This window comes from Amycolatopsis sp. 3B14 (assembly GCF_050958625.1).
Taxonomy (GTDB): Bacteria; Actinomycetota; Actinomycetes; order Mycobacteriales; family Pseudonocardiaceae; genus Amycolatopsis_E; species Amycolatopsis_E thermoflava.
The window spans coordinates 54,231-65,991 of record NZ_JBHZEN010000051.1; the positions used below are offsets into that span (position 1 = coordinate 54,231).

Here is an 11,761-nt window from a genome sequence, read left to right on the forward strand (position 1 = left end):
ATGAACCACGTTCTCGCCGCAGGCGGTGCGACCGCGGCCAGCAACCCGGTCGTGAACATCGCCGTCTTCGCGCTCTTCGTCGCCATCACGCTGTTCGTCGTGTACCGCGTGAGCAGCCGGAACTCCTCGCGCTCCGACTACTACGCCGCGGGCAGCGCGTTCACCGGGCGGCAGAACGGCATCGCGCTGTCCGGTGACTTCCTGTCGGCCGCGTCGTTCCTCGGCATCGCGGGCGCGATCGCCGTGCACGGCTACGACGGGTTCCTCTACTCGATCGGCTTCCTGGTCGCCTGGCTGGTCGACCTGCTGCTCATCGCCGAGCTGCTGCGCAACACCGGCCGTTTCACCATGGGCGACGTGCTGAGCTTCCGGATGAAGCAGCGCCCGGTGCGCGCCGCCGCCGCGACGTCGACACTGGTCATCTCGCTGTTCTACATGCTGGCCCAGATGGCGGGCGCCGGCGGTCTGATCGCGCTGCTGCTGAACATCCACGGCGGGCTCGGCCAGGCGCTGATCATCGCCGTGGTCGGCATCGTCATGGTGCTGTACGTGCTGGTCGGCGGCATGAAGGGCACCACGTACGTCCAGATCATCAAGGCCAGCATCCTGATCCTGTCCGCCGTGCTGATGACTGTGTTCCTGTTCGGCAAGTTCGGCTTCAGCCTGTCGAACCTGCTCTCGCAGGCGGCCTACCACAGCCCGATGGGCGGGAAGCTGCTCGAGCCGGGCGGTCAGTACGGCGCGAACGGCACCACGAAGCTGGACTTCGTGTCGCTGGCCGTCGCGCTGATCCTGGGCGCCGCCGCGCTGCCGCACGTGCTGATGCGCTTCTACACGGTGCCGAACTCGCACGAGGCGCGCCGCTCGGTCGTGTGGGCCACCGCCTGCATGTTCGTGTTCTACCTGTGCACCCTGGTCATCGGCTTCGGCGCGGCCGCGCTGGTCGGCACCGACCAGATCAAGGCCGCGCCCGGTGGCGAGAACTCCGCGGCGCCGCTGCTGGCGCTGCACATCGGCGGCACCCTGCTGCTGGGCATCATCGCGGCGGTCGCGTTCGCCACGATCCTGGCGGTGGTGGCCGGCCTGACGCTGACCGCCTCGGCGTCCTTCGCCCACGACGTGTACGCCAACATCTTCAAGCGCGGCCACGCCGACCCGGTCGACGAGGTGCGGGTGGCGCGTTTCACCGCGATCGGGATCGGCGTCCTGGCGATCATCGGCGGCATCCTGGCCAACGGGCAGAACATCGCGTTCCTGGTCGCGCTGGCGTTCGCGGTCGCGGCGTCGGCGAACCTGTCGACGCTGCTGTACTCCCTGTTCTGGAAGCGGTTCAACACCACCGGCACGCTGTGGGCCATCTACGGCGGGCTCGGCGCGTGCCTGGTGCTGGTGATCTTCTCGCCGGTGGTGTCGGGTTCGCCGGACTCGATCATCAAGGGCGTGGACTTCCACTGGTTCCCGCTGAAGAACCCGGGCCTGGTGTCGATCCCGTTCTCGTTCCTGTGCGGCTTCCTCGGCACGATCCTGTCCAAGGACAAGGCCGACCCGCGCAAGCACGCCGAGATGGAGGTCCGTTCGCTGACCGGGATCGGCTCCTGAGACGCTGCACGGGTGAGTGTTGAGCGGATCAGGCGGTTCCTGAGCGAAGCCGGCCCCGGCACGCCGTGCCTGGTCGTGGACACCGACACGGTCGCCGAGCGCGTGCGGGAGCTCGTCCGCGAGTTCCCGCACGCGCGTCTGCGTTACGCGGTCAAGGCCAACCCCGAGCCCGCCGTGCTGCGGGCCGTGCTCGGCGCGGGCGGCGGGTTCGACGTCGCGAGCCCGGCGGAGATCGAGGCGTGCCTGGCGGCCGGCGCGGAGCCGGCGGCGCTGTCCTACGGGAACACGATCAAGAAGCCGGCCGACATCGCGTTCGCGTGGGCGCGCGGGGTGCGTGACTTCACCACCGACGCCCCCGGGGACCTCGCCGCACTGGCCGAGCACGCGCCGGGCGCGTCGGTGTCGGTGCGGATACTGGTGGACGGCCCGGCTTCGGCCACGCCGTTCGGCCAGAAGTTCGGCTGCGAGCCGGACCAGGCCGCGGACCTGCTCGCCGAGGCGGACCGGCTGGGCCTGGACGCGGCCGGGATCGCGTTCCACGTCGGCTCGCAGCAGCCGGACCCCGCCGCGTGGGAGGCCAGTGTCGCCGCGGCCGCCAAGATCTTCGCCGACTTCGCGGCCCGCGGGGTGCGGCTGCGGCGGCTGAACATCGGCGGCGGGTTCGGCATCACCTACCGCGAGGCCGTGCCGTCGCTCGCTGGGTACGCACGGGCGATCCGGGCCGCGGTGGCCGCGTACTTCCCGGACGAGCCGGAGGTGCTGTTCGAACCCGGCCGGGCCGTGGTCGCCGAGGCCGGGCTGATCCGCAGCGAGGTCGTGCTGGTGGCCACCCGGTTCGGGCGGCGCTGGGTCTACCTCGACGTCGGCCGGTACAACGGCCTCGCCGAGACCGAGAACGAGGCCATCCCCTACCGGCTGGAGCCGGTGGACCGCGGCGGTGAGCGGGGTCCCGTCGTGCTCGCCGGGCCGACGTGCGACGGTGACGACGTGCTGTACCAACGGACCCCGTACGAGCTGCCGCTGTCGCTGCGCGCCGGTGACCGGATCGACATCCTCGACGCCGGCGCCTACACGGCGAGCTACTCGTCGGTGGCGTTCAACGGGATTCCGCCCCTGCGCACCTACTGCCTGGAAGGAGGCGCGCTCGCCGATGGCGCGTGAGATCGGCGCGTTCGCCGGACGGCACGTCCTCGCCGAGCTGCGGGGCATCGCGCCCGGCCTGCTGGATGATCCGGTGTTCCTGCGCGAGGCGTTGCGGTCCGCGGTGACCGAGGCCGGGGCGACGGTCCGCGAGGTGGTCGGCCACCGGTTCGAGCCGCAGGGCGTGACGGTGCTGGCGCTGCTGGCCGAGTCGCACGCCTCGGTGCACACCTACCCGGAGATCGGCGCGGTGTTCGCGGACGTGTTCACCTGCGGGGACCAGGCGGACCCGGTGCTCGCGGTGCGCCTGCTGTCCGCCGCGCTGGACGCCGCGGACGTGGAGATGTCGGTCGTCGAGCGCGGGGAGAAGCATGTCACGGCAGATCGTTGAGCCCCTCGGCCCCGGGTTGTCGCGGGTGTGGGACGTGTCCGAGGTGCTGTTCGACGAGCACACCGGCTTCCAGCGGCTGCTGATCGGCCGTACCGCACAGGGCGTGTCCCTGTTCTGCGACGAGGAGCGGCAGAGCACCGAGGCGAGCCAGCTCGTCTACCACGAGGCGCTGATGGTCCCGGCGATGCTGCTGGCTGCCCGGTTGCGCCGGGTGCTGATCATCGGGTCGAGCGAGGGCGTGGCCAGCCAGCTGGCCGTGGCGTTCGGCGCCGAGCACGTGGACCACGTCGACATCGACCGGGTCGCGGTGCGGGCGTGCGCGGAGCTGCTCCCCTACGGCTACACGCTCGGCGAGCTGGACGCCGCCGAACGCGGCGATGGGCCGGTCCGGGTGCACTACCAGGACGGGTTCTCGTTCGTGGAGTCGTCGCCGGGCGGGTACGACCTGGTGGTGATCGACCTGCCGGACGAGAACACCGACCCGGCGGCGCAGCACAACCGGCTCTACGGCGCGGACTTCCTGCGGCAGTGCGCCGGGTTGCTCACGCCCGGCGGGGTGGTGTGCTGCCAGGGCGGCTGCCCGACGTTGTGGCGCAACGACACGCTGCGGGTGGCGTGGGCGCGGTTCCGGGAGGTCTTCGCCACCCCGGTGTACTTCGGCTCGGACGAGCACGAGTGGGCGTTCCTGTCCGGCCGGACCGACGAGGTGGCCGACCCGGTGGGCGAGATGGTCGCCCGGCTGGCCGGCTTCCGGCCGGCGACCATGGACGCGGACACCCTGCGCGGGTCGACCGTCGTGCCCTACTCGCTCAGAGCTTGCGACCGGCCTGAACGCGGTGCGTGACCGAACGCTCCGCGACGAACGACAGGAACGGGATGGTGCCCGCGAGCAGCACCAGGATCGTGCCCTTGATCGACCACCGCGCCTTGAGCGCCAGGTCGACCGCGAACACCAGGTAGACCATGTAGAAGACGCCGTGGCTGACGCCGGCCCAGCTCATCATCCCGGGCGAGTCGAACGCGTACTTCAGGATGAACGCCGCCGTCAGCAGCAGCAGCGCGACACCGGTGACGTAGGCCAGCACGCGGTAGCGCAGCAGCGGCCCCCGCAGGGCCGGCGCGGCCTTCGCGGCCGCGGCGCCTTCGCGTTCTTCGGTGTCCACCATCGCAGTCTGCCTTTCTAGCTCTCGCGCTGGTCACGAGCGTGCAGCTCGGCCAGGTAGCGGTTGTAGGCGGCGAGCTCGTCGTCCTGGTCGTCGACCGGGACCTGCCGCGTCCGCGGCGACGGCACCTCGCTCACCGGCTTGCGGCCCCACTCGGCGCGCGACTCCGCCGGCTCGGCGTCCTCCTGGGCCGCGGCCTCGCGGCGCAGTTTCCAGATCCGCCACACCATGAACGCCGGGAACACGCCGAACAGCGGCCACTGCAGCACGTAGCCGAGGTTCTGGAACGAGCCGCTCGCCGATTCGAACCGGTTCCACTGCCACCAGGCCAGCCCGCAGCAGACCGCGAACGCGGCGACGCACAGGACGCCGATCGCGATCCGGCGCGGCGTGAACAGACCCGTGGGCACCCCACGACGCTAGCACCCGCGGGTCAGGAGACCTTGACGACCTGGGCGGCCTTGGCGTAGGCGTCGGCGAGGCCGAACACCTTCTGCCCGTAGTCGACCGAGTTGTTGTACGACAGGATTCCCGCCCACCAGCCGTTCGCGCTGGCCATGTCGCGGCTGCCGACGCACAGGTACTTGGCGGCGGCGAGCGCGGCGGCGTCGATCTGCTGCGGGTTGTAGCCGCCGCCGTAGCGGGCCCACGTGCTGGGCAGGAACTGCATCGGCCCGACCGCCCGGTCGTACACCGGGTCGCCGTCGAACCGGCCGCCGTCGCTGTCGCCGATGGCCTTGATGCCGGGCGAGCCGTCGAGCGGGACGCCGATGATCGCCTTCGACGGCAGCCCGTTGGCCTGCAGCACCGCGCCGCCGTACTGGCCGTGGTTGGACTCGACCCGGCCGATGCCGGCGAGGGTGGCCCAGGACAGCCGGCACTTCGGCTGCGCGGCCCGCATCTCCAGCTCGGCGTTGCCGTAGGCGACGAGCGCGCGGGCCGGGATGCCGGTGACGTCGGAGACCTTGGCTGCCCACTGGGAGAGCAGGTCGCCGCCGCCGGACTGCTGTTGCTGCTGGGGTTGCTGCTGCGGCTGGGTCTGCGCCGCGGGCGTGCCCTCGACGGTCGCGTTGACCGGGGCCGCCGAACCGGGCGCGACCTGCGCCGCCGCGTTGTCCAGGTCCGGGATCTCGGTGGTGGTCTCGGTGCGGTCGGGCCGGGTGACCGCGCTGGTCGCCCAGACCCCGCCGACCGCCGCGGCCAGCACCACCACCACGACCGCGAGCCTGCCGAGCACCGCCGGCGCGGCCCGCCTGCGGGCGGGCGGCGCCGCGGTTTCCTCCTCGGTGGACACGTCCGCAGGGTCGTGCTCGATCTGCTCCGTGTCCAAGAACCTTGCCTCCCACCGACGTCCGCACGCTCCGCGCGCCGACGATAGGTGCGCCGGTGTCAAGCGAGCGCTAAAGCCTCACCTGACCAACGAGGCCGCGTTTCCTGACGTTACGCGACCTCGACGGTCAGCTGGCGCGCTGCTGGCGGGCGAGACGGGCGACGCACCAGGCCGGGGCGCTGCCGCGGCGCAGGTGCTGCAGGACCGTCATCGGGCCGAGGCGCCGGGACAGGTCGGACGGCGTGAGACCGGCGGACCGGTAGTCCAGCGCGCGCTGGTCGAGCGGGCTGATGCCGGCGTCCCACCAGGCCTTGGCCTCTTCGATGTCGCCGACCATCTGCCACCAGCCCGCCGCGGCGACCAGCAGGTCGACCGGCACCTCGGGCAGGCGTTCCTGCATCGCGTCCAGGTAGTCCGGGTCGGCCGACTCCACCGGCTTCCACGTGCGGGTGCCGGTGCGGGCCCGCTGGCCGGGAATCCCTGGTGGTTGCTGCGGCAGTTCGGCGAGCCAGGCGGAGGCGATCCGGTCGGCCTCCATCTCCTCCGGCGTGCGCTCGAGCTCGGACGCCCACTGGGCAATCACCGCATCCACCCCGGGATCTCCGGTCATCCCTGCCTCCTCGTGCCCCACTGAAAGCCACCATCGAACGGCGATGATCGAAGCGATTGACCGTTTCGCCGGTAAGAACCGGCTGGTCACGCAATGTGAGCACCGTAGGGGGAATTCGGGCCGTCGCGCCAGAGGTTCCGGGCAAGGAATTCGGCGACCAGCGCGTTAATCACCTCAATCCACCCGGATGGTCGAACAGTGCCCCTCAGATGCCGAGATTGGTGACGTTCCGTAGCTGGCGGCAAGACGCGCACGGCCACGGCCGGCACCGCCGCATGCGGTGCCGGCCGTGGCCGGATGGGGTCAGGAGAAGAGGCTGCGGACGAAGGTCACGATGGCTTCGGCGCCGTCCCGGAGCCAGCCCAGTGCGCTGCGCACCACCTCGGCGGACTCGGTCGGACGCGTGATCAGGAAGAACAACACGAGCGCGACGACAGCCACGATGACGATCTTCTTGGTGTTCGCCGACATGGCCGTGTTCCCCTCGCTGCACTGGGCCCGCGGCGCACCGCGGGCCTGGTTCCCCCGATCAACGGCAATCCTGCCGTCACCGGGACGTTTTCGACACCCCTTCACACGGATGGCTGGCCGCAGTGACACTGCGTGCCCAGCACGAACTGGTCCCCACTCTAAACGATCAGCCGGGCGCGCGTCAGGAGACGATCACCCCCGCCGCCCGCAGCGCCGCGACACGCTCGGTGTCATACCCGAGTTCGGTCAGGACATCCGCGGTGTCCGCCCCTTTCTCGTGGGGCGCCTCGGGCGTCGCGGGCGGCGTGCGGTCGAACCGCGGCGCCGGAGCGGGCTGGACCACGCCGCCGATCTCCACGAACGTCCCGCGTGCCGCGTTGTGCGGGTGCGCCGCCGCCTCCCACGGGCTCAGCACCGGCGTCAGGCACGCGTCCGTGCCTTCCGCCCGCGCCACCAGCTCGTCCCGCGTGAACTTGCCGATCGCCGACGCCAGGATCTCCCGCAGCCGCGGCCACTGGTTCCAGTCCAGGTGCACCGGCAGCTCCGCCGGGTCCAGCTCGAGCACCCGCACCAGGTCGCCCCAGAACCGCATCTCGATCGCCCCGACCGCGACATACTTGCCGTCCGCGGTCTCGTAGGTGTCGTAGAACGGGGCGCCGCCGTCGAGGACGTTGCCGCCCCGCTCGTTCGGCCACATCCCGGCCGACCGCATCCCGAACAGCTGCGTCATCATCAGCGCCGCGCCGTCGACCATCGCCGCGTCGACCACCTGCCCGCGACCGGATGAGGTCCGCTCGTGCAGCGCGGCGAGGATGCCGAACGCCAGCAGCATCCCGCCGCCGGCGAAGTCGCCCACGAGGTTGAGCGGCGGCACCGGCCGTTCCCCGGCGCGCCCGATGGGTTCGAGCGCGCCCGCGACGCTGAGGTAGTTGATGTCGTGCCCGGCCGCGGACGCGAGCGGCCCGTCCTGGCCCCAGCCGGTCACCCGGCCGTAGACGATCCGCGGGTTGCGCCCCTGCACCTGTTCCGGGCCCAGCCCCATGCGCTCGGCAACGCCGGGGCGGAACCCCTCGATGAACACGTCGGCCCGCTCGGCGAGCCGCAGCACGACCTCGACGCCCTCGGGGCTCTTGGTGTCCACGCCGATGGTCCGGCGGCCGCGGGTGAGCGGGTCGTTGGGCACGCCGAGGACGTCCGCCCCCGGCTTGGCCCGGTCGACCCGCACCACGTCGGCGCCGAGGTCGGCCAGCAGCGTGCCCGCGAACGGCGCCGGGGCGAGCCCGGCCAGCTCGACGACCTTCAGCCCGGCGAGTGGTCCCGCCATCAGAGCGTCCGCGAGATGACTTCGCGCATGATCTCGCTGGTCCCGCCGAAGATGCGGGAGATGCGCAGATCCGTCCAGGCGCGCGCGATCGGGTACTCGGTCATGTAGCCGTACCCGCCGTGCAGCTGGACGCAGTCGTCGACGACCTTGTTGGCCCGCTCGGTGGTCCACAGCTTGACCATGGCCGCGCCCTGCACGTCCAGCTCGCCCTTGAGGTGCCGCTCGATGCACTGGTCCAGGAACGCGCGGGCCACGGCCGCCTCGGTGGCCGCGTCGGCAAGCTTGAACTTGCTGTTCTGGAAGTTGTAGACCGGGCGGCCGAACGCGGTGCGGCCCTTCGTGTACTCGATGGTGAGGTCGATCGCGGCTTCCATGCCTGCCACCGCGGTGACCGCGATGATCAGCCGCTCCTGCGGGAGCTGCTGCATCATCTGGATGAAGCCCTGGCCCTCCTCGCCGAGCAGGTTCGCCGCGGGCACCCGCACGTCGTCGAAGAACAGCTCGGCCGTGTCCTGGCCCTTGAGGCCGACCTTGTCGAGCACGCGGCCACGGCGGAAGCCCTCGCGGTTCGTCTCGACGACGATCAGCGAAACCCCGGCCGCGCCGGCGTCCGGGTCGGTCTTGCAGGCCAGCACGACCAGGTCGGCCATGCCGCCGTTGCTGATGAAGGTCTTGGCGCCGTTGATGACGTACTCGTCGCCCTCGCGCACCGCGCGGGTCTTGATGCCCTGCAGGTCGGAGCCGGTGCCCGGCTCGGTCATGCCGATCGCGCCGACCCACTCGCCGCTGGCGAGCTTGGGCAGCCACTCCTTCTTCTTCTCTTCGGTGGCGTAGTGGAGCAGGTAGTGGGCCACGATCCCGTTGTGCACGGACACGCCCCAGGAGCCGTCGCCGCTGCGGGCCTGCTCCTCGTACAGCACAGCTTCGTGCGCGAAGGTGCCGCCACCGCCGCCGTACTCCTCGGGGATCGAGATGGCGAGCAGCCCGACCTCGCCCGCCTTCGTCCACAGCTCGCGGTCGACGGACTTCTGCTGGGTCCACCGCTCCTGGTGCGGCACGAGCTCCTTCTGGCAGAACGCGCGGGCCAGCTCGCGGAACTCGCCCAGGTCCTGTGCCCAGGAACTCTTCGGCGCGGGCAACGGCATCGGTGACCTCCAGCAGTGGAAAACATTACGGACGGAATGTAAGTTCCGAGTGGAATGTACATCCGGCGGCAGCGCCGGTAAAGGAGGCGACGTGACCGCGCGGGGGCACCGCACGCAGGCCGAGCGCCGGGAGCAGACCCGGACGGCCCTGCTCGACGCGACCATCGAATGCCTGGTGGAGCTCGGCTACGCCCGCACGTCGATGCAGGAGATCTGCGCCAGGGCGGGGGTGTCGAAGGGGGCGGCGCAGCACCACTTCGCGGACAAGGCCGACCTGATGGCGGCCGCTGTGGCGCATCTCACTAGCCGGCGAACAGCGGCGCTGGCGGAATCGTTCACGGACCTGCCGAGCGGCGAGGAGGCCATTCCCGCGGCGATCGACCTGCTGTGGGCCGGCTATTCCGGCACGCTCGCCACTGCCGCGACCGAACTGTGGATCGCGGCGCGCACCGACCCGGCCCTGCGGGCGGCGATCCGGCCGGTCGACCGGGCCCTGGGCCGCGAAACCCTGACGCTGATCCGGAACTTCGCCCCGGACCTGCCCCGCGAGCGCCTGGAGACGCTGTTCTGGCTGACGGTGAACTTCACGCGCGGACTGGCGCTGGACGCGGAACTGGGTGGCGCGCCCGCGCGGCGGAAGCAACTGCTGGAGGAGTGGAAGCGGCTCGCGGTGAGCGCCTACCGGGGCGGCTGAACGGGTACTCCGTGCACGCCGCCGACAGCCATGGCCTCGTCCGCGTCCGTGACAGGCGGCCGGTCCGGCCCTCGCCCGGGCCGGCCGCCCACTCCTGAGACGTGTGGATCTCCGACTGTGACGTTCCCGAACGAAAAGGGATCCTCGCCATACCGACGGTATGCTGTACTCGCCGGTAACGCCGCCGACCAGCGCCAGGAGGGCCGATGACCAGCACCGCCGCGAACACGGGTGAGGCTTCCACGGGACCGAAAACCGTCGGCGGGATCCCCGGCGCGCCCACCGCGGCACGCGCCGCGCAGCTCGCGCGGCGTGCCGAGGGCGGTCAGGATTCCGCTCCGGTGGAGATCACCGCGCCGTTCACCGGGCTGCCGACCGCGACGCTCCCGCAGGCCACCGACGCCGACGTGCGTGCGGTGTTCGCCGCGGCGCGCTCTTCGCAGCGGGCGTGGGCAGCGCGTCCGGTGGCCGAGCGGCAACGGGTGCTTAAGCGGCTCGGGGAACTCATCCTTGGCCGTCAGGAGGAGATCCTGAACCTGGTGCAGCTGGAGGCGGGCAAGGCGCGGATTGACGCGTTCGACGAGGTCAGCGCGACGGCCCTGGTCGCGGGCTACTACGGCAAGCACAGCGCGAAGATCCTCGGCGCCCGCCGCGCCGCCGGGGTCATCCCGGTCGCGACGAAGGCGGGCGAGGTACGGCACCCCAAGGGTGTCGTCGGGGTCATCTCGCCGTGGAACTACCCGCTCGCCCTGACCGCGATGGACGTGCTGCCCGCGCTCGCCGCGGGCAACGCGGTGGTGCAGAAGCCGGACAACCAGACCGCGTTGTCGGCGTTGTGGCTGCACGAGCTGGCCGAGGAGGCCGGGCTGCCCGCGGGCGTGTGGCGGATCGTGCTGGGCCGGGGTTCGAGCATCGGCGACGCGATCGTCGAGGAGTCCGACTACCTGTGCTTCACCGGTTCGACGCCGACCGGGAAGGCGCTGGCGGAGAAGGTCGCGAAGCGGCTCACCGGCTATTCGCTGGAGCTGGGCGGCAAGAACCCGATGATCGTGTTGCCGGACGCCGACGTGGCGGAGGCGGCGGCCGGTGCCGTGACGGCGTGCTTTTCCTCCGCCGGGCAGTTGTGCGTGTCGGTCGAGCGGATCTATGTGCACGAGAACATCCGGGACGAGTTCACGAAGGCGTTCGTGGCGAAGACGAAGGCGCTGAAGCTGGGCGCCGAACTCGGGTTCGGTGCGGACATGGGCTCGTTGACGAGCGCCGCCCAGCTGGCCGCGGTGAGCGCCCACGTGGAAGACGCGCGGGCCAAGGGGGCGACTGTGCTCACGGGCGGCCGGGCCCGCCCCGACCTGGGCCCGTTGTTTTATGAGCCGACTGTGCTCACGGACGTGACCGAGGACGTGGCGCTGTTCCGGGAAGAGACGTTCGGCCCGGTGGTGGCGATCTACGGCTACACGGACCTGGATGAGGCCATCGAGCGCGCGAACGACACCGAATACGGCCTGAACGCGAGCGTGTGGTCCGGCAGCGCGGCCGCGGGCTGGGCGGTGGCCACCCGGTTGAAGGCCGGAACGGTCAACGTGAACGAGGGCTACGCGGCGACCTTCGGCAGCGTCGGACTGCCCATGGGCGGCATGAAGGACAGCGGCTTCGGAAGGCGGAACGGTGCCGAAGGGCTGCTGAAGTACACGGAGGCGCAGTCGATCGCCGTGCAGAGGGGCATTCGGCTTCGGCCGCCTCGCGTGGTGCCGGGGAAGGTCTGGGCGCGGGGCATGACGATCGGGCTCCGCCTGCTGGACAAGCTACCGCGCCGGTAGCGGGTCTTTCTTCCCTGCCGCACAACACAAATCGCAAGCCGGCAACCAAAAGCAAACGACTACCCCAACCAGACCTC

At 71.2% G+C, this 11,761-nt stretch carries 13 protein-coding genes; 6 read left to right on the plus strand and 7 right to left on the minus strand.

The genetic code is table 11. The annotated features are described in order from the left end of the window. From ACCP09_RS27325 to ACCP09_RS27340, 4 genes are read left to right on the plus strand one after another with little or no spacing between them, the layout of a single operon-like run. Complete coding sequence (locus ACCP09_RS27325) at nucleotides 1-1,599, plus strand: solute symporter family protein (protein WP_027935004.1); 1,599 nt, start codon at nucleotides 1-3, stop codon at nucleotides 1,597-1,599. A 12-nt stretch (nucleotides 1,600-1,611) separates the two neighbouring features. After that, entirely contained in the window at nucleotides 1,612-2,760 is a 1,149-nt protein-coding gene (locus ACCP09_RS27330) for a type III PLP-dependent enzyme (protein ID WP_433751442.1), read from the plus strand. After that, complete coding sequence (gene speD / locus ACCP09_RS27335; protein ID WP_433751444.1) at nucleotides 2,750-3,130, plus strand: adenosylmethionine decarboxylase; 381 nt, start codon at nucleotides 2,750-2,752, stop codon at nucleotides 3,128-3,130. The genes ACCP09_RS27330 and speD overlap by 11 nt, the downstream gene beginning before the upstream one ends. Then, nucleotides 3,111-3,974 carry a spermidine synthase gene (locus tag ACCP09_RS27340; RefSeq protein ID WP_433751446.1) on the plus strand — a complete coding sequence of 288 codons (864 nt, stop codon included), beginning with the start codon at nucleotides 3,111-3,113 and terminating at the stop codon, nucleotides 3,972-3,974. Before speD ends, ACCP09_RS27340 begins: the two co-directional genes overlap by 20 nt. Here the strand turns inward: ACCP09_RS27340 and ACCP09_RS27345 are convergent. The 7 genes from ACCP09_RS27345 to ACCP09_RS27375 form a co-directional block, all read right to left on the minus strand. Next, nucleotides 3,940-4,296, minus strand: coding sequence for a DUF3817 domain-containing protein (locus ACCP09_RS27345; protein ID WP_400986920.1), 357 nt, complete (start codon nucleotides 4,294-4,296; stop codon nucleotides 3,940-3,942). The genes ACCP09_RS27340 and ACCP09_RS27345 overlap by 35 nt on opposite strands. 14 nt (nucleotides 4,297-4,310) lie before the next feature. Then, on the minus strand, nucleotides 4,311-4,703 hold the full coding sequence (locus ACCP09_RS27350) for a hypothetical protein (protein WP_017983807.1): 393 nt from the start codon (nucleotides 4,701-4,703) through the stop codon (nucleotides 4,311-4,313). A gap of 23 nt (nucleotides 4,704-4,726) precedes the next feature. Next, entirely contained in the window at nucleotides 4,727-5,623 is an 897-nt protein-coding gene (locus ACCP09_RS27355) for a murein transglycosylase (RefSeq protein ID WP_027934999.1), read from the minus strand. A 127-nt stretch (nucleotides 5,624-5,750) separates the two neighbouring features. Then, nucleotides 5,751-6,233: a hypothetical protein gene (locus ACCP09_RS27360; RefSeq protein WP_017983809.1), complete on the minus strand. Its 483-nt coding sequence runs from the start codon at nucleotides 6,231-6,233 to the stop codon at nucleotides 5,751-5,753. A gap of 303 nt (nucleotides 6,234-6,536) precedes the next feature. After that, nucleotides 6,537-6,704 carry a hypothetical protein gene (locus ACCP09_RS27365; RefSeq protein ID WP_020418820.1) on the minus strand — a complete coding sequence of 56 codons (168 nt, stop codon included), beginning with the start codon at nucleotides 6,702-6,704 and terminating at the stop codon, nucleotides 6,537-6,539. A gap of 181 nt (nucleotides 6,705-6,885) precedes the next feature. Next, entirely contained in the window at nucleotides 6,886-8,028 is a 1,143-nt protein-coding gene (locus tag ACCP09_RS27370; RefSeq protein ID WP_433751450.1) for a CaiB/BaiF CoA transferase family protein, read from the minus strand. Further along, nucleotides 8,028-9,173, minus strand: a complete 1,146-nt coding sequence (locus tag ACCP09_RS27375) for an acyl-CoA dehydrogenase family protein (RefSeq protein WP_123685505.1) — start codon at nucleotides 9,171-9,173, stop codon at nucleotides 8,028-8,030. Before ACCP09_RS27375 ends, ACCP09_RS27370 begins: the two co-directional genes overlap by 1 nt. A 91-nt stretch (nucleotides 9,174-9,264) precedes the next feature. On the opposite strand from ACCP09_RS27375, the gene ACCP09_RS27380 reads away from it, so the two are divergent. Then, nucleotides 9,265-9,867, plus strand: coding sequence for a TetR/AcrR family transcriptional regulator (locus ACCP09_RS27380; RefSeq protein ID WP_123685504.1), 603 nt, complete (start codon nucleotides 9,265-9,267; stop codon nucleotides 9,865-9,867). Nucleotides 9,868-10,073: 206 nt separating this feature from the next. After that, complete coding sequence (locus tag ACCP09_RS27385) at nucleotides 10,074-11,684, plus strand: succinic semialdehyde dehydrogenase (RefSeq protein WP_433751453.1); 1,611 nt, start codon at nucleotides 10,074-10,076, stop codon at nucleotides 11,682-11,684. Nucleotides 11,685-11,761: the final 77 nt, after the last annotated feature.